Annotated in this window: 17 protein-coding genes; 14 read left to right on the plus strand and 3 right to left on the minus strand. The window is 64.8% G+C overall.

Annotated elements, in window-relative coordinates:
- Positions 1 to 12: 12 nt before the first annotated feature.
- The 10 genes from ccoO to DWA33_RS03330 all read left to right on the plus strand — a co-directional run bounded on the left by ccoO (position 13) and on the right by DWA33_RS03330 (position 7541).
- Entirely contained in the window at positions 13 to 747 is a 735-nt protein-coding gene (ccoO, locus tag DWA33_RS03285; RefSeq protein WP_114356668.1) for a cytochrome-c oxidase, cbb3-type subunit II, read from the plus strand.
- Positions 748 to 756: 9 nt separating this feature from the next.
- Positions 757 to 921 carry a cbb3-type cytochrome oxidase subunit 3 gene (locus tag DWA33_RS03290; protein ID WP_114356669.1) on the plus strand — a complete coding sequence of 55 codons (165 nt, stop codon included), beginning with the start codon at positions 757 to 759 and terminating at the stop codon, positions 919 to 921.
- Between the two features lie 6 nt (positions 922 to 927).
- Positions 928 to 1809, plus strand: coding sequence for a cytochrome-c oxidase, cbb3-type subunit III (ccoP, locus tag DWA33_RS03295; RefSeq protein ID WP_114356670.1), 882 nt, complete (start codon positions 928 to 930; stop codon positions 1807 to 1809).
- Between the two features lie 113 nt (positions 1810 to 1922).
- The gene (ccoG, locus tag DWA33_RS03300; protein WP_114356671.1) at positions 1923 to 3386 is read left to right on the plus strand and encodes a cytochrome c oxidase accessory protein CcoG; all 1464 of its coding nucleotides are present in this window, start codon (positions 1923 to 1925) and stop codon (positions 3384 to 3386) included.
- Positions 3387 to 3406: 20 nt separating this feature from the next.
- Positions 3407 to 3907 carry a FixH family protein gene (locus DWA33_RS03305; protein ID WP_114356672.1) on the plus strand — a complete coding sequence of 167 codons (501 nt, stop codon included), beginning with the start codon at positions 3407 to 3409 and terminating at the stop codon, positions 3905 to 3907.
- A 33-nt stretch (positions 3908 to 3940) separates the two neighbouring features.
- Positions 3941 to 6139 carry a heavy metal translocating P-type ATPase gene (locus DWA33_RS03310; RefSeq protein ID WP_114356673.1) on the plus strand — a complete coding sequence of 733 codons (2199 nt, stop codon included), beginning with the start codon at positions 3941 to 3943 and terminating at the stop codon, positions 6137 to 6139.
- Positions 6130 to 6315: a cbb3-type cytochrome oxidase assembly protein CcoS gene (gene ccoS, locus DWA33_RS03315; protein WP_114356674.1), complete on the plus strand. Its 186-nt coding sequence runs from the start codon at positions 6130 to 6132 to the stop codon at positions 6313 to 6315. The genes DWA33_RS03310 and ccoS overlap by 10 nt, the downstream gene beginning before the upstream one ends.
- A 1-nt stretch (position 6316) precedes the next feature.
- Positions 6317 to 6556 (plus strand): hypothetical protein, encoded by a 240-nt coding sequence (locus DWA33_RS03320; RefSeq protein ID WP_114356675.1) that lies wholly within the window; start codon positions 6317 to 6319, stop codon positions 6554 to 6556.
- A gap of 137 nt (positions 6557 to 6693) precedes the next feature.
- On the plus strand, positions 6694 to 6903 hold the full coding sequence (locus tag DWA33_RS03325) for a hypothetical protein (RefSeq protein WP_114356676.1): 210 nt from the start codon (positions 6694 to 6696) through the stop codon (positions 6901 to 6903).
- Positions 6904 to 7031: 128 nt separating this feature from the next.
- A complete protein-coding gene (locus DWA33_RS03330) occupies positions 7032 to 7541 on the plus strand; it encodes an Lrp/AsnC family transcriptional regulator (RefSeq protein ID WP_114356677.1) in 510 nt (169 codons plus the stop codon).
- Between the two features lie 91 nt (positions 7542 to 7632).
- On the opposite strand, the gene DWA33_RS03335 is transcribed toward DWA33_RS03330, so the two are convergent.
- Positions 7633 to 8070 carry an acyl-CoA thioesterase gene (locus DWA33_RS03335; protein WP_114356678.1) on the minus strand — a complete coding sequence of 146 codons (438 nt, stop codon included), beginning with the start codon at positions 8068 to 8070 and terminating at the stop codon, positions 7633 to 7635.
- Between the two features lie 310 nt (positions 8071 to 8380).
- Between DWA33_RS03335 and kaiC the strand changes: the two genes are divergently transcribed.
- From kaiC to DWA33_RS03350, 3 genes are read left to right on the plus strand one after another with little or no spacing between them, the layout of a single operon-like run.
- Entirely contained in the window at positions 8381 to 10072 is a 1692-nt protein-coding gene (gene kaiC, locus DWA33_RS03340; protein ID WP_114356679.1) for a circadian clock protein KaiC, read from the plus strand.
- Positions 10073 to 10081: 9 nt separating this feature from the next.
- The gene (locus DWA33_RS03345; protein ID WP_114356680.1) at positions 10082 to 10366 is read left to right on the plus strand and encodes a circadian clock KaiB family protein; all 285 of its coding nucleotides are present in this window, start codon (positions 10082 to 10084) and stop codon (positions 10364 to 10366) included.
- A complete protein-coding gene (locus DWA33_RS03350) occupies positions 10363 to 11814 on the plus strand; it encodes a PAS domain-containing sensor histidine kinase (RefSeq protein ID WP_114356681.1) in 1452 nt (483 codons plus the stop codon). The genes DWA33_RS03345 and DWA33_RS03350 overlap by 4 nt, the downstream gene beginning before the upstream one ends.
- 51 nt (positions 11815 to 11865) lie before the next feature.
- Here DWA33_RS03350 and DWA33_RS03355 read toward each other — a convergent pair whose 3' ends face one another.
- Positions 11866 to 12345 (minus strand): Lrp/AsnC family transcriptional regulator, encoded by a 480-nt coding sequence (locus DWA33_RS03355; protein WP_114356829.1) that lies wholly within the window; start codon positions 12343 to 12345, stop codon positions 11866 to 11868.
- A gap of 125 nt (positions 12346 to 12470) precedes the next feature.
- Here DWA33_RS03355 and hppD point away from each other — a divergent pair, with 125 nt between their 5' ends.
- On the plus strand, positions 12471 to 13589 hold the full coding sequence (gene hppD / locus DWA33_RS03360) for a 4-hydroxyphenylpyruvate dioxygenase (RefSeq protein WP_114356682.1): 1119 nt from the start codon (positions 12471 to 12473) through the stop codon (positions 13587 to 13589).
- A gap of 151 nt (positions 13590 to 13740) precedes the next feature.
- Here the strand turns inward: hppD and gyrB are convergent, their stop codons facing one another.
- Positions 13741 to 16182 (minus strand): DNA topoisomerase (ATP-hydrolyzing) subunit B, encoded by a 2442-nt coding sequence (gene gyrB / locus DWA33_RS03365; RefSeq protein WP_114356683.1) that lies wholly within the window; start codon positions 16180 to 16182, stop codon positions 13741 to 13743.
- Between the last annotated feature and the right edge of the window lie 117 nt (positions 16183 to 16299).

A 16299-nucleotide genomic window follows, 5' to 3' on the forward strand; every position in this document is an offset into this window, starting at 1 on the left:
GGAGAGCAATTCATGTCTATCTGGGCTCGGCACAAAATCTTCGAGACCAACTCCGTCGTTCTGATCGTCGGCATTCTGATCGTCGTCGCGATCGGCGGTCTGGTCGAGATCACGCCGCTTTTCTACCTGAAGAGCACGATCGAAAAGGTGGACGGGATGCGTCCCTACACCCCGCTCGAGCTCGCCGGGCGCAACGTCTACATCCGCGAGGGGTGCTATCTGTGCCACTCGCAGATGATCCGTCCGCTGCGCGACGAAATCGAGCGCTACGGCCACTACTCGCTGGCCGCGGAATCGATGTACGATCATCCGTTCCAGTGGGGCTCCAAGCGCACCGGTCCGGACCTCGCGCGGGTCGGCGGCAAGTACTCCGACGACTGGCACGTGGCGCATCTGAAGAATCCGCGCTCGATCGTGCCGCAGTCGGTGATGCCGAACTACGCCTTCCTGGCCGACAGCAAGGTCGATCTCGCGAGCCTCGCCGATCACCTCAAGACCAACCGCACCCTCGGCGTTCCCTATACCGACGAGGACATCGCCAAGGCGGCGTCCGACGCCAAGGCGCAGCTCGATCCCGAGGGCGCCGAAGCGGCGGACCTGATGAAGCGCTACCCGAAGGCTGTGGTGCGCAATTTCGACGGTCAGTCCGGCGATCCGACGGAGCTCGACGCGCTGGTCGCCTACCTGCAGATGCTCGGCACCCTGGTCGACTTCAAGCTGTACGACGAAAAAGCCAACCTTCGCTGAGGCGGCGACATGAAAGCGATCATCTACTTCGACAATATCGCGTCCAGTCTGGTCACGAGCTGGTGGACGCCGCTGTTCATGGCCATCTTCGTCGCCATCGTGGTGTATGCGCTCTGGCCGAAAAACCAGAAGGCGTTCGACGAGGCCGCCCGGATGCCGCTGCGAGAGGACTGAGACGTCATGGCTGACCACGCACACCACGCCGAAATCGACAAGGTTACCGGCACCGCCACCACCGGCCACGAATGGGACGGTATCAAGGAACTGAACACGCCGCTGCCGCGGTGGTGGATCTGGACCTTCTACGCCACCATCATCTGGTCGATCGGCTACTTCATCGTCTATCCGGCCTGGCCGATGATGAATGGCTATACCCGCGGCCTGTTCGGCTACTCGTCGCGCGCGGAGCTCGATGTCGATCTGGCCAAGCTGAATCAGGTTCGCGGTGAGAAGATGGCGGCGCTGTCGACCGCCTCGCTCGAGGAGATCGAGAAGAACCCCGCGCTGCTGGCGCTGGCTCGTGCCAAGGGCAAGGTGGTGTTCGGCGATAATTGCGCGCCGTGCCACGGCTCCGGTGCCGCCGGCGGCAAGGGGTTCCCGAACCTGAACGACGACGATTGGCTCTGGGGCGGCTCGCTCGAGCAGATCGAGAAGACCATCAAGTACGGCGCCCGCTCCGGCAACGACGATGGCCACATGGGCAACATGCTGGCGTTCGGCAAGGACGGCGTGCTGACCAAGGAGCAGATCGTCGAGGTCGCCAACTACGTTCGTTCGCTGTCCGGTCTGTCGACCCGGCCGGGTGTCGATCTCGCCGCCGGCAAGCAGGTCTTCGCCGACAATTGCGTCGCCTGTCACGGCGAGGACGCCAAGGGCAATCAGGAGCTCGGCGCGCCGAACCTGACCGACCGGATCTGGCTGTACGGCAGCGACGAGGCGACGATCATCGAAACCGTCACCAACGGCCGTGCCGGCGTGATGCCGGCGTGGATCGGACGTCTCGATCCGACGACCATCAAGGCGATGGCGGTCTACGTCCACTCGCTCGGCGGCGGCAAATAGCCGCCGCTCCGACGGGCGCGCGGGACCTGCGTGTTGGGGGGCACGCGAGGATTTGATCCGCGCGCTCGGAATAGAGCTTGCGCTCGACGCTGGAAGGGAAAAGAACCCTCGCTATGAACAAGCCCCTGCGCGCGGCCGATCTGCAGCCCGACGACGATGGTCCGCTGTACACGGCACAGAAGAAAATCTTCCCGCAAAGCGTCTCCGGTCCGTTCCGGCGGATCAAATGGATCCTGATGGCGGTCTGCCTCGGGATCTATTACTTTTTGCCGTTCGTGCGCTGGAACCGCGGTCTGGGCGCGCCCGATCAGGCGGTGCTGATCGACCTCGCCAACAACCGGTTCTATTTCTTCGCCATCGAGCTGTGGCCGCAGGAAATCTATTATTTCACCGGCCTGCTGATCGTCGCCGCCATCGTGCTGTTCCTGATGAATGCGCTCGGCGGCCGGGTGTGGTGCGGCTATCTCTGCCCGCAGACGGTGTGGACCGACCTGTTCTACGCGGTCGAACGGTTCGTCGAGGGCGACCGCCGCGAGCGGATGCGTAAAGCCGGCGAAGGCTTCAAGCTGCAGCGCGCCGCTGAAGTGGCGCTCAAGCACTCGATTTGGCTGATGATCGCCTGGTGGACCGGCGGCGCCTGGGTGTTGTACTTCGCCGATGCGCCGACCCTGATCAAGGAACTGGTCACCTTCGACGCGCCGATGGTGGCATATATCTGGATCGGCATCCTTACCTTCACGACCTACACGCTGGCCGGCTTCATGCGGGAGCAGGTCTGCGTCTACATGTGCCCGTGGCCGCGAATCCAAGCGGCGCTCACCGACGAATGGGCGCTCAACGTCACCTACAAATACGACCGCGGCGAAAAACGCTCGTCGCTGAAGAAGGCGGCGCAGCTGCGCGCGCTCGGGGAGCCGGTCGGCGATTGCGTCGACTGCAACCAGTGCGTCGCGGTGTGTCCGACCGGGATCGACATCCGCAACGGGCCGCAGCTCGACTGCATCCAGTGCGGCCTGTGCATCGATGCCTGCGACAACGTGATGAAGAAGATCGGCCGCCCGACCCGGCTGATCGGCTACGACAACGACATCAACATCCATCGCAGGATGGAAGGCAAGCCGGAGATCTTCAAGCCGATCCGCGCCCGCACGGTGGTTTACACGCTGATCATCGTCGCGATCGGCGGCGCCATGCTGTACAAGCTGGCGAACCGCACCCTGCTCGACGTCAACGTTCTGCACGACCGCAACCCGGTCGCGGTGCGGCTGTCCGATGGCTCGGTCCGAAACGGCTACACCATCCGCTTCCTGAACAAGCGCGGATTCGATCGCGTCGTCGCGGTCGACGTCGAGGGGCCGCCGAACGCGGTGATCCACGTGGTCGGTGCGGACTCGATCACCCCGGATCGGCCGATGATCGTGCTCGGGCGCGACACCACCACCGAACTGCGGGTGCTGGTCGACTCCAATACCAATGCCAATGACGACGTGCCGCAGTCGGTACCGGTGACGTTCCACGTCACCGATATCGGACTCGGCGAGGTCGCCTCCACCAAGGATGTGTTCGTCACGCCCTGATTCGAAGTCGGAGCCGTCTCATGAACCGATCGGAACCATCGCCTCGTCCTCTCACCGGCAAGGTCGTCCTGGCGCTGCTCGTCGCCTTCTTCGGCATCGTGTTCGGCGTCAACGGACTGATGATGGCGCTGGCGATCAAGACGCTGCCGGGCACCGAGGTCGACAGCGCTTACGCCGCCAGTCTGGCTTACGAACGCGAGATCATCGCCGCGCGCGACCAGGATCGGCGCGGCTGGAAGGTCGACGCCAAGGTCGAGCGCAAACCGAACGGCGCCGCGGTGCTTCAGGTCGAGGCGCGCGACAAGGCCGGCCTGCCACTGGCCGGTCTGAGCTTCTTCGGCCGTCTGGAGCGGCCGTCCGACAAGCGGTTCGACCGCGAGGTGACGTTGGCGGAAGTCGGCGGCGGGATCTATCGCGGCAACGCCGATAGTGTGCTGCCCGGGCGCTGGGATCTGGTGCTGGAAGGGGATCAAGGCGGCATCCGCATGTTCCTCTCCAAGAACAAGCTGTTGCTGAACTGACGCCGATCCGGCAGGCGTGACGAGGATCGCCGAATGCTGCAGACGCGGGATTTCTCTCATTACGTGAAGGATGTCGACGGCCGGATCGCGCATCTCGACCTCGCGGTAGAAGGCGTGCACTGCGCGAGCTGTATGGCCAAGATCGAGCGCGGGTTGCAATCGATTCCGGACGTGACTCTCGCCCGCGTCAATCTCACCGATCGCCGTCTCGCGGTGGAGTGGAACAAGGGCAGCGCGCTGGAGCCGGGCCAGTTCATCGATCGCCTCGCCGAACTCGGCTACAAGGCCTATCCCTACGAACCTGTGCGGGCCGAGGTCGAAGAGGCCGAGCGCAGCAAGTACTTGCTGCGCTGCCTCGGCGTCGCAGCCTTCGCCACCATGAACGTGATGATGCTGTCGGTGCCGGTGTGGTACGGCGGCGATCTGAGCCCCGAGGCGCGCGACTTCTTCCATTGGCTGTCGGCGCTGGTGGCGCTGCCCTGCGCCGCTTATGCGGGTCAGCCGTTCTTCCAGTCGGCGTTCCGCGCGCTCAAGGCCAAGAGCGTCAACATGGACGTGCCGATCACGATCGGCATCACGCTGGCGCTCGGCATGTCGCTGGTCGAGACCATCAATCACGCCGAGCACGCGTATTTCGACGCCGCCGTGATGCTGATCGCCTTCCTGCTGGCGGGTCGTTTCCTCGACCAGAAGATGCGGCAGAGGACACGCGCGGTCGCCGGCAATCTGGCCGCGCTGAAGGCCGAGACTGCGACCAAATTCGTCGGCCCCGACGAAATCGCGGAGGTGCCGATCGCCGCGGTGCGGTCCGGCGACATCGTGCTGCTGCGGCCGGGAGAGCGCTGCGCGGTCGACGGCACCGTGGTCGACGGCCGATCCGAAATCGACCAGAGCCTGATCACCGGCGAGACGCTGCATGTGCCGGCCGAGCGCGGCACCCAGGTCTATGCCGGTACGCTCAATATTTCCGGAACGCTTCGGGTCCGGGTGGCCGCGGCCGCGGAAGGCACCCTGCTGTCCGAGATCACCCGGTTGCTCGACCATGCGCTGCAGGCCCGCTCGCGCTATGTCCAGCTGGCCGACCGTGCCTCCCGACTGTATGCACCGGTGGTGCACGCCACCGCGCTGCTCACTATCATCGGCTGGATGTTGGCCGGTGCGAGCTGGCACGATGCGATCGTGATCGGCATCGCAGTCCTGATCATCACCTGTCCCTGTGCGCTCGGCCTGGCAATTCCGGCGGTGCAGACGGTCGCCTCCGGCGCTATGTTCCGGGCCGGGGTGCTGCTCAATGCCGGTGACGCGATCGAGCGAGCCGCAGCCGTCGACACCATCGTGTTCGACAAGACCGGCACGCTGACGCTGCCTGAGCTCGATGTCGTCAACGCGGCCAGCGTGCCGCCGGACGTGTTCGACCTCGCCGGCCGACTGGCGCTCGCCAGCCACCATCCGGTCGCCGCCGCGGTGGCCCGCGCAGCGCAAGCCAAGTCGCCGCTGGCCGGCGTGGTGGAAGAGCCGGGCCGTGGTGTCCGCGCCTTGTTCGGCGGTGAGGAACTGCGACTGGGCAGCCCGTCGTTCTGTGGCGCGGATGCCGAGGCCAACAAGATCCTCAGCGAAGACCCGGAAGTTTCGGTGGTGGCGTTCAGTCGCGGCGAACACAGGGTAGTGTTCGCGGTCCGGCAGCTGCTGCGGCCCGATGCCGCCAAGACGATCGACGCGCTGACCAACCGCGGGATCGCCGTCGAGCTGTTGTCCGGCGATCGCGAACCGGCGGTGCGCCACGCCGCTGACGCGCTCGGGGTGTCCGCCTGGCGCGCCGGGGTCACGCCCGCTGAGAAGATCGCCCACATCGAGGCGCTGAAGAAACAGGGCCGGACCGTGATGATGGTCGGCGACGGCATGAACGACGCGCCCTCGCTCGCCGCCGCCCATGTGTCGATGTCGCCGATCAGCGCCACGCATCTCAGCCAGGCCACCGCCGATCTGGTGTTCCTCGGCAAGGAGCTGGCGCCGGTGCTTGCGGCGGTGGATTATTCGCGCAAGGCGATGGCGGTGATGCGCGAGAACCTCGGTCTTGCCATAGGCTACAACGTGCTGGCGGTGCCGATCGCGATCGCCGGTTACGCCACCCCGCTGATCGCTGCGCTGGCAATGTCCGGATCGTCGCTGCTGGTGATGCTGAATGCGATGCGGGCGCGCCGTGTCCGCCAGGGAGGCGCACCATGGAAGTGATGGTGATCCTGGTCCCGCTGGCGCTCGGGCTCGGCCTGCTCGGACTGATCGGGTTTCTGTGGTCGCTGAAGAGCGGCCAATTCGAAGATCTCGACGGAGCCGCCTGGCGAGCCATCGCCGACGACGATCCGCCTTTGCCGCCGCCGGCCGAATCGCCGGCAGAAAAGCGAGGCTGACATGGCGATGCTCGCCTATGACGACCTGCCACGGGTCGCCCCCATGGTCGCCCCCGTGGAACGCGCCGCCGGCCCCGTGGAGCTATCTCCGCCTGCCGAACCCGAATTGTCGATCGAACCCGATGACGACGTGCAGGAACGCTGGCTGCAGGCGCAGCCGTGGCCGCGCCGCTGGTTTGCACGGTTCTACCGGGCGCTACGCAAGCTGCAGCCGGCGTTTCCGCCGATGTCCTGCTGCTGACCGGCCGGTTCCCTCCGCCTCGACACATCGTCGCAGGATCAAAGCTTTAAGCGGGTTTCATTCGGCTGAAACAGTGCGGGGCTATCAGGCCGGCGTACCGCTCGATCGGGCGAGTCGCCGACCAAAGAAGTGCCGCCATGTCCCATGCCTTCATTATCGAAGTCGATTCACGCGCCGCAGGTATCGTGGTGCGTGACGGCCGCAGCTTCCGTTTCCATTCCGCGTGCGACGACTTCTCCGGACTCGAGGGGCAGGGCTTCCGCTCGCCTGGCGACGCCCAGAAAGCGGCGGTCCGCCATCTCGAGACATCCCCTCGGAGCCGCGGCCCCAAGCTCCAGGTCGCCTGAGCGGCAGCAAATCGCCCTGCTGCAAGACGGTCCGGGAAGCCCTGCTCCCGGAACTTGCAACTTGCGGGAAATTTTCTTCCACTTATGATGCTACGAAACATCATCTTTGGAAGAAAGTTCTCCATCAAATGGCTGAGACCGAAAGCAGTGCCGCCGAGCCAATTCGACGGCTTGATGCCATCGACCGCAAGATCCTGGCGGTGCTGCAGCAGGACGCCTCGTTGTCAGTGGCCGAAATCGGCGACCGGGTGGGCTTATCCTCGACGCCGTGCTGGAAGCGCATCCAGCGGCTCGAAGCCGATGGCGTGATCACCAAAAGGGTGGCGCTGGTCGACCAGGACAAGATCGGGCTGGGGTTGTCGGTGTTCGTCTCGATCGAGAGCGGCGATCACTCCGACGCTTGGCTCGAGGCCTTCGCCGACGCCGTCAGCGCGATGCCCGAGGTGATCGAATTCTATCGGATGGCTGGAGACGTCGACTACATGCTGCGTGTCGTCGTCGCCGACATGCGCGCCTACGACCAGTTCTACAAGAAGCTGATTGGCACCGTGCCGCTGAAGAACGTCACGTCGCGTTTCGCCATGGAGAAGATCAAGTCGGTGACGGCGCTGCCGGTGCCGCCGCCGGGTGCTGGTTAGGGCGCCGGAACACCGGTTCGCAGGCACGATCGGCGCCGCCGTTCGCGAGCGCGATCCCGACGATGGTCTGCTGGCGACGTTGCAAGGCCGCTCAGGCTGTGAGCTGGCCCTCAGCTTCCGCGATCATTGCCCGCAACTCTTCGGGCACGCGAACCGTCGCGTGTGTGGTCTGGTCGGTGTACACCCACACGATCTCGCCAATGGCGTAAAGCCTGTCGTCGCCTTTACCGAAGATCGCCAGATCGAAGCTCAGGCTGGAATTGCCGATCCGCCCGACCCGCACCCCGACCTCGATCTCCTGATCGAAACGGATCGGCGCCTTGTACTCGACGAGCGATTTCACGGTGTGGAAATCGACACCGGTGGTGTTCACGGCGGCGACGTAGTCGTAGCCGAGCCGGCGGAAGAATTCGGTGATCGACGTGTCGTAATACGTCAAATAATGCGCGTTGAAGACTACCCCCTGGCCGTCCACCTCGGAGTATCTGACCCGGAACGGAAAGAAGAACCCGAAATCCCCGCGTTGCATGTTGCCCCCTTGCGCATTGCGTACAGTGTCTCACACCGCCGCGATAAGGCGCAAGCAGCGCGGCCGCGGGCCGCATCAAATGGGGTCGCTTGCAGGTTCGTGGTCCGTCGGGATGTTCGCCAGCTCTGCGGGCCGGTCGTAGCCCGCCGATCTCGCCGCGGGAGTCAGGTAGCGTCGACACCTGATGATCGTCGCCGTAACGCAAGAGTCGCGAAATCGTTCCGCGCCGGAGGCTCAGGATTTTCGCTTCGCGTGCTCTAGGCAGCGAGTTCCTGTTCTCTTACAACTCGGAAAACGAACCTGTGTTGTGATGGCTGACGGCATATCCAAATCCCTGACGGGGATCGAAGGTTTCGACGATCTCACCCTCGGCGGCTTACCCTCCGGGCGGCCGAGTCTGGTCTGCGGCTCGGCCGGCTGCGGCAAGACGCTGTTCGCCTCGACCTTTCTGATCAACGGCGCCCGGCTGTATGGCGAGCCCGGCGTGTTCGTGACCTTCGAAGAGCGTCCGGTCGACATCGTCGACAACGTCGCATCACTCGGGTTCGATCTGCAGGGGCTGATCGAGCAAGAGCGGGTTCTGATCGAGCATATCGCGCTCGATCCGACCGAGGTCGCCGAGGTCGGCGATTACGACCTGGAAGCACTGTTTCTGCGGCTCGAATTCGCGGTCGATCAAATCGGCGCCAAGCGGATCGTGCTCGATACCATCGAGAGCCTGTTCTCGGCCTTTCAAAATCCGGCCGTACTGCGCGCCGAAATCCGTAGGCTGTTCGATTGGCTGAAGCAGAAGGGGCTGACCGCGGTCATCACCGGCGAGCGCGGCGACGGCACGCTGACCAGGCAGGGCCTCGAAGAATATGTCTCGGACTGCGTCATCCTGCTCGATCACCGCGTCGACAATCAGATTTCCACTCGCCGGCTGCGCATCGTCAAATATCGCGGGACCGCGCATGGCACCAACGAGTACCCGTTTCTGATCGACGAAGACGGCTTCAGCGTGCTGCCGGTGTCGTCGCTCGGCCTGTCGCACAAGGTCTATCAGGACCGGATTTCGACCGGCGTCGACGACCTCGACGCGATGATGTCCGGCGGAGGTTTCTTTCGCGGAACCAGCGTCCTGATCAGCGGCGTCGCAGGCTCGGGCAAGAGTTCGCTGGCCTGCATGATGGTCGATGCCGCCTGCCGCCGCGGCGACAGGGCGCTGTATCTGTCCTTCGAGGAATCGGAAGCTCAGACCGTCCGCAACATGAGGTCGGTCGGCACCGATCTCGAACGTTGGCTGCAGGGCGGCAAGCTCCGCTACATCGCGGCCCGCCCGACCTTCTACAGCCTGGAAATGCATCTGGCGGTGATGCTGCGCGAGGTCGCGCGCTTCAAGCCGGACATCGTGGTGCTCGATCCGATCTCCGCATTCACCGAAAGCGGGCAGATCGGCGAAGTGCAGGCGATGCTGCTGCGCATGGTCGACTATTTGAAATCCAAAGGCATTACCGGCGTGTTCACCCATCTGGCGCACGGCGCTCAGACCGAGACCGATGCCGGTCTGTCGTCGCTGATGGACGCCTGGATCCTGCTGCTGAATCGTGAGGCGCATGGCGAATTCAATCGCGAGCTTTATCTGCTGAAGGCGCGCGGCATCGCGCACTCCAATCAGGTGCGCGAATTTGTGATGTCCAATGACGGTATTCATCTGCTGCCGCCGTATCTCGGCGACGGGGGCGCAGTGACCGGATCGGCACGCCGAGCCGAAGAGGCCAAGGCAAGACGCGCCGAGAACGAGCGGCGCACCGAGGTGGCGCGTCTGCAGGATCAGATCGAGCAGCGCCGCCGCCGTGCACTCGCGCAGATCGACGCGTTGCAGGCGGATCTCGCGGTGGACGAAGCCGAGTTGCGCCGGCTGACGCAGGCCGAAGCCAGTTTCCGCGCGCAGAGCGAACGCGATGCGTCCGAGATGGCGCTGAGCCGGGGCTTCGCCGGGTCGGCCGGCGGTACGGAGTAAGGGACGACGATGGCCGATCCGATCAAACTTGTGCTGTATGTCGCGGGCGAGACACCCAAATCGCTGGCCGCGATCCGTAATCTCGAAAAGATCTGTGCCGAGCACCTGGCCGGCAAGTACCGGGTCGAGGTGATCGATCTGAAGAAGTCACCTCAGCTCGCCCGCGAGCACGGCATCGTCGCGATCCCGACCCTGGTGAAGGAGCTGCCGGTGCCGATCCGCAAGATCATCGGCGACCTGTCCGACACGCCGAAAGTGCTGGTCCATCTTGCGGTGGAGGAATCGTCCTCGTGACATCGGCGGTCGCGGCGCTGAGCAGGGCGGAGTTGGAGGCTCGGCTGGAAGAGGCCGAGGAAACGCTGCGGGCGATCCGTGACGGCGAAATCGATGCGGTCGTGGTACGCGGCGCCGACGCCGAGCAGGTGTTCACGCTCGAAGGCGGTGGCCAGTCCTATCGCACCTTCATGGAGGCGATGGATGTCGGCGCCGCGGCGTTCGATCAGGACGGGCAGCTGCTTTACGCCAACCAGGCGCTGTGCGCGTTGCTGGATTGCGCGCACGGTTCGCTCACCGCGCCAGCGCTCATTGCCCTGCTGGATCCGGTCAACCAGGCGGCGTTCCGAGGTCTGCAGGCGCAGGCGCAGCGCGAGCGGCAGTCGGCCGAGATCCATCTGCGGGTCGGCGATGCCGAGCGCAGCATGTTGCTCACCGGCACCCCGCTGGAGTTCGGCGTGGTCCGCGGGGCCGCGATCACCTTCACGGATATCAGCGAACGCGAGCAGGCCGCCGCGGCCCGGGAGTCGGAGCGGCTGGCGCGCGCGATCCTCGCCTCCGCCAATGAGGCGGTGATCGTCTGCGACCGGGCCGGCCGCGTCACCCACCTCAATGGCGCGGCAACGCGGATCTGTGCGGAGGCCCCGGTCGGCAAGACCTTTGCGGAGGCGATCGCGCTCGGCTTTCCCGAAGCGTCCGAGCTGATGAGCAGCGATGATATCGTCGCGATGGCGACCGCGGGTCTTCCGGTGCAGGGATTGGAAGCGGCGGTCCGCACGCCGTCGGCGACGATTACCGATGTGATGATCAGCGCGGCGCCGCTGATGGTGTCCGGCGAGCGCACTCAGGGCTGCGTCGTCACGCTGATCGATCTGTCGCAGCGCAAGGCCGCCGAGCGGCACCAGGCGCTGCTGATGGGCGAGCTCGACCACCGCGTCAAGAACACGCTGACGATGGTGATGGCGATCTGCGCGCGGACCGCCGCGCACGAGCGCACCATCGAGGACTTCCAGAAATCCTTCACCGGCCGGATCCAGGCGCTGGCGGCCACGCACACGCTGCTGTCGAACGCCTCGTGGCAGAGCCTGCAGATCAGGGACCTGCTCGCTGCCGAACTGGCGCCGTTCGCGTCGCTGTCCGGCGGCCGGATCGTCACCGAGGGGCTCGACATCGCGGTGGAGGCGAGGACCGCGGTCTCGCTGGGACTGGTGTTTCACGAGCTCACCACCAACGCTGTCAAATACGGCGCGCTGTCTGTCCCGTCCGGAAGGATATCGGTGCGCCGGGTCGAGACCGGCGACGAGTCGCTGACCATCGAGTGGCAGGAACATGACGGACCGCCGGTCGCGCCGCCGCAAAGCTCAGGTTTCGGGCAAACGTTGATCTCGCGCAGCCTCGGCAGCGGCGGGGCGACCTTGGAATTCCGCCCTGCCGGGGTGGTCTGCCGCATCTCGATCCCACGGAGCTGATCGACGACGGCCCCGGCGGGGGTGATCAGTCTCCAGGGAGCGCCGGGCGAATCAACCGTTCGCGAGCTGCTTCAGCGGCAGCCGCGCGCTATCCTTGAGGCGGTCGAGCACGATCGACGAGCGCACATGCGCGACGCTCTGGTGCGGCATCAGCACGTTGTTGACCAGGTCGGACAAGCCCTTGAGGTCGCGCAGCACGGCCTTGAGCACGTAGTCCGCGTCGCCGGTCAGGGAGTAGGCCTCCTGGACTGCATCGATGCGGCCGACCAGTGACCGGAACCGCTCGGCATTGTCCGGTGAGTGGGTCGCCAGCGTGATCTGGATGAAGGCGACCACACCGAAGCCGAGCGCGTCGCTCGCCAGCTCGGCCCGATAGCCGGTGATGACGTTGTCCTGCTCCAGCCGCATCCGTCGCCGCGAGCATTGCGACGGCGACAGCTGCACGCGGTCGGCCAGCTCCTGGTTGGTGAGGCGGCCGTCGTCCTGCAGCGCGCTCAGAATTTTCAGATCGAAGGCATCGACCGATATCATGCGCAGAAGCCATCCTTGATGCATGGATCGTGCACAAGCTAGCGCGAACGGCTAGCATTTGCACGCTCCTTGCGTGTCGTGCGGATCATACTACCGGCTAAAGAACCAACCTGGAGGAGCCGCCGATGGGACCATTTCCGCACGATGCGCAGCCGGCCACGATCAGCGCCGACAATCCGATGGGCACAGATGGGTTCGAGTTCGTCGAATTCGCCCATCCTGATCCGGCGCAGCTCCATGGCTTGTTCGAGCTGATGGGCTTCAGTCTGGTGGCGAAGCATCGCGCCAAGGCGATCTCGGTCTATCGCCAGGGCGACGTCAACTATCTGGTCAACGAGCAGCCCGGCACCCACGGCACCGACTTCGTCACCGCGCACGGCCCGTGCGCACCGTCGATGGCGTTTCGCGTGGTCGATGCGAAACGGGCTTACGAACGCGCGATCGCACTCGGCGCCGAACCGGCGGGTGTCACGCCTGCGCAGGCGACGATCGACGTGCCGGCGATCAAGGGCATCGGCGGCAGTCTGCTGTATTTCGTCGACCGCTATGGCGCCAAGGGCTCTGCCTACGACACCGAGTTCGACTGGCTCGGCGCCCGCGATGCTCGGCCCGCCGGCGCCGGGCTCTACTACATCGATCATCTGACCCATAACGTGCACCGCGGCCGGATGGACGTGTGGACCGGGTTTTACGCCAAGCTGTTCAATTTCCGGCAAATCCGCTTCTTCGACATCGAAGGCCGCGCCTCCGGCCTGTTCTCGCGCGCGCTGACCAGCCCGGACGGCAAGATCCGGATTCCGATCAACGAGGACGCCGGCGACTCCGGCCAGATCGAAGAATATCTGACGCTGTATCGCGGTGAGGGCATCCAGCACATCGCCTGCGGCTGCCGCGACATCTATCGCACCGTCGAGGACCTGCGTGCCAGCGGCCTGCCGTTCATGCCGTCGCCGCCCGAGACCTATTTCGAGCGCGTTGATGCTCGGCTGCCGAACCACGGCGAGGACGTCGCCCGGCTGCAGCAGAACGGCATCCTGATCGATGGCGAAGGCGTGGTGAACGGCGGCCAGACCAAGGTGCTGCTGCAGATCTTCTCGGCCAATGCGATCGGCCCGATCTTCTTCGAGTTCATCCAGCGCAAGGGCGACGACGGCTTCGGCGAAGGGAACTTCAAGGCGCTGTTCGAATCAATCGAAGAAGACCAGATCCGCCGCGGCGTTCTGAAAGCGGAACGGGCGGCGTAGCTTCGCGAAGCGCGACGCCGATCGAACGGTCCTAAGTGTTTTCGCGTCATGGCCGGGACGAGCCCGGCCATGACGGGTCAAACGTAGCGACGTTCCAAGCGCAAGACCTGCGCACTCGAGGCTCGTGTCGAGCCTCGAGGATGCGAACCGTCTACACGTCCACCGTCGCGCTTAGCGAGTTCTCCTGGATGAACTCGCGGCGCGGTTCGACGACGTCGCCCATCAGTTTGGTGAAGATGTCATCGGCTTCGTCGACCTCGCGCACCTTCACCTGCAGCAGCGAGCGAGCGTTGGTGTCGAGCGTGGTCTCCCAGAGCTGATCCGGATTCATCTCGCCGAGGCCTTTGTAGCGCTGCAGCGTCACACCCTTGCGGCCGGCGTCGGTCACCGCCTCGAACAGGCTGACCGGACCGTGGATCGCGGTTTCGGCGTCCTTGCGACGCAGCACGCCGGGGCGCGGGTAGATTTCCTGCAGGATGGCCGCGTATTCGTCGAGCTTGCGCGCGTCTGCGGAGCCGAGCAGCGCGTCGTCGATCATTGCGACTTCCTTGACGCCGCGGACCGTGCGTTCAAACTGAAAGCCTTCGCCTTCGACGAAACGGCCGACCCAGCCGCGTTCGACTTCGTCGGCCAGGGCGTCGAGCCGCCGCGCGATGTAGGCGGCGGCCTCGTTGGCGGTAGCAATGTCCCCGGTGATGCGTGGGCTGAGTACGCCGGCGATCGCCGCCTGCTCGACGACGCTGCGATTGTAGCGGCTGTGCAGATTGTGCAGCGTGGAGCGGATCACGCGCGCGTCTTCGACCAGCTTCAGCAGATCGCGGCGGCCGCGCTCCTCGCCGCTCGCCAGCTTGAACACGCAATCGTCGAGGCCGGTGGCGATCAGATAGTCTTCGAGTGCGCGTTCGTCCTTCAGATATTGCTCGGACTTGCCGCGCGTCACTTTGTAAAGCGGCGGCTGCGCGATGTAGAGATAGCCGCCTTCGATCAGCGCCGGCATCTGCCGGAAGAAGAACGTCAGCAGCAGAGTCCGGATGTGCGCGCCGTCGACGTCGGCGTCGGTCATCAGGATGATCTTGTGGTAGCGCAGCTTCGACAGGTCGAAGTCTTCGCGGCCGATGCCGGTGCCGAGCGCGGTGATCAGCGTGCCGATCTGCTCGGACGACAGCATCTTGTCGAAGCGCGCGCGTTCGACGTTCAGGATCTTGCCCCGCAGCGGCAACACGGCCTGGAATTCGCGGTTGCGGCCCTGCTTGGCGGAACCGCCTGCCGAGTCACCCTCGACGATGAACAGTTCGGATTTGGCCGGATCGCGTTCCTGGCAATCGGCGAGCTTTCCGGGGAGCGAGGCGATGTCGAGCGCACCCTTGCGCCGCGTCAGTTCGCGCGCCTTGCGGGCGGCCTCGCGGGCCGCGGCGGCTTCGACCACCTTGCCGATCACAGTCTTGGCCTCGGCCGGATGTTCTTCCAGCCACGCCGCGAGCGCTTCGTTGATGACGTTCTCGACCACCGGCCGCACTTCCGAGGACACCAACTTGTCCTTGGTCTGCGACGAGAACTTCGGATCCGGCACCTTCACCGACAGCACAGCGGTGAGGCCTTCGCGGCAGTCGTCGCCGGTCAGCGCCACCTTCTCCTTCTTGGAGCCGGCCTCGGCATAGCCGGTAATCTGCCGCGTCAGTGCGGCGCGAAAGCCGGCCAGATGCGTGCCGCCGTCGCGCTGCGGGATGTTATTGGTGAAGCAAAGCACGTTCTCATGATACGTGTCGTTCCACCACAGCGCGGCTTCGACCGTGATGCCGTTCAACTCGGCGCCGATCACGACCGGCACGGGTACGATCGGCTTCTTGTTGCGGTCGAGATACTTGACGAATTCGGTGACGCCGCCCTCGTAGCGCATCTCCTCGCGCTTCTCGACCGCGTGGCGCATGTCGGACAGCACGATGTAGACGCCGGAATTGAGGAAGGCGAGTTCGCGCAGCCGGTGCTCCAGCGTGGCGAAATCATACTCGATGTGGGTGAAGGTTTCGGCCGATGCGTAGAACGTCACCTCGGTGCCGCGCTTGCCGCCTGCGTCGCCGACCACCTTGAGCGGCGCAACGGCGTCGCCATGGGCGAATTCGATGTAGTGCTCCTTGTCGTTGCGCCACACCCGCAAGATCAGCTTGCTCGATAGCGCGTTCACCACCGAGACGCCGACGCCGTGCAGGCCGCCCGACACCTTGTAGGAGTTCTGGTCGAATTTTCCGCCGGCGTGGAGCTGGGTCATGATGACCTCGGCCGCCGACACGCCTTCGCCCTTGTGGATGTCGACCGGAATGCCGCGGCCGTCGTCACGCACCGTCACCGAACCGTCGGCATTCAAGATGACTTCGACGCGGCTGGCATGGCCGGCGAGCGCCTCGTCGATGGCGTTGTCGACGACTTCGTACACCATATGGTGCAGGCCGGAGCCATCGTCGGTGTCGCCGATATACATGCCCGGCCGCTTGCGAACGGCATCGAGGCCCTTCAGCACCCGGATCGATTCCGCGCCATATTCGGCCGGCGCGGGATGCACGGATTCGGCAGAGGGCTGCCGGGCAGGTTCAGTCATGCAGGGACCTTCAGAATTGCGATCGAATCGGCGTGCGCCATTCGGAGCGAAGCGCTCTTTTGTGCCACGAAAGGAGAGGCGTCACCAGTGCAAAGTCGTGGCATTCAAACCTTTGAA

Source organism: Rhodopseudomonas pentothenatexigens (assembly GCF_900218015.1).
GTDB classification, from domain to species: domain Bacteria; phylum Pseudomonadota; class Alphaproteobacteria; order Rhizobiales; family Xanthobacteraceae; genus Rhodopseudomonas; species Rhodopseudomonas pentothenatexigens.

Coding starts and splice junctions, on each gene's coding strand:
- ccoO (WP_114356668.1), top strand. CDS start 13: ATGTCTATCTGGGCTCGGCACAAAATCTTCGAGACCAACTCCGTCGTT.
- DWA33_RS03290 (WP_114356669.1), top strand. CDS start 757: ATGAAAGCGATCATCTACTTCGACAATATCGCGTCCAGTCTGGTCACG.
- ccoP (WP_114356670.1), top strand. CDS start 928: ATGGCTGACCACGCACACCACGCCGAAATCGACAAGGTTACCGGCACC.
- ccoG (WP_114356671.1), top strand. CDS start 1,923: ATGAACAAGCCCCTGCGCGCGGCCGATCTGCAGCCCGACGACGATGGT.
- DWA33_RS03305 (WP_114356672.1), top strand. CDS start 3,407: ATGAACCGATCGGAACCATCGCCTCGTCCTCTCACCGGCAAGGTCGTC.
- DWA33_RS03310 (WP_114356673.1), top strand. CDS start 3,941: ATGCTGCAGACGCGGGATTTCTCTCATTACGTGAAGGATGTCGACGGC.
- ccoS (WP_114356674.1), top strand. CDS start 6,130: ATGGAAGTGATGGTGATCCTGGTCCCGCTGGCGCTCGGGCTCGGCCTG.
- DWA33_RS03320 (WP_114356675.1), top strand. CDS start 6,317: ATGGCGATGCTCGCCTATGACGACCTGCCACGGGTCGCCCCCATGGTC.
- DWA33_RS03325 (WP_114356676.1), top strand. CDS start 6,694: ATGTCCCATGCCTTCATTATCGAAGTCGATTCACGCGCCGCAGGTATC.
- DWA33_RS03330 (WP_114356677.1), top strand. CDS start 7,032: ATGGCTGAGACCGAAAGCAGTGCCGCCGAGCCAATTCGACGGCTTGAT.
- DWA33_RS03335 (WP_114356678.1), bottom strand. CDS start 8,070: ATGCAACGCGGGGATTTCGGGTTCTTCTTTCCGTTCCGGGTCAGATAC.
- kaiC (WP_114356679.1), top strand. CDS start 8,381: ATGGCTGACGGCATATCCAAATCCCTGACGGGGATCGAAGGTTTCGAC.
- DWA33_RS03345 (WP_114356680.1), top strand. CDS start 10,082: ATGGCCGATCCGATCAAACTTGTGCTGTATGTCGCGGGCGAGACACCC.
- DWA33_RS03355 (WP_114356829.1), bottom strand. CDS start 12,345: ATGATATCGGTCGATGCCTTCGATCTGAAAATTCTGAGCGCGCTGCAG.
- hppD (WP_114356682.1), top strand. CDS start 12,471: ATGGGACCATTTCCGCACGATGCGCAGCCGGCCACGATCAGCGCCGAC.
- gyrB (WP_114356683.1), bottom strand. CDS start 16,182: ATGACTGAACCTGCCCGGCAGCCCTCTGCCGAATCCGTGCATCCCGCG.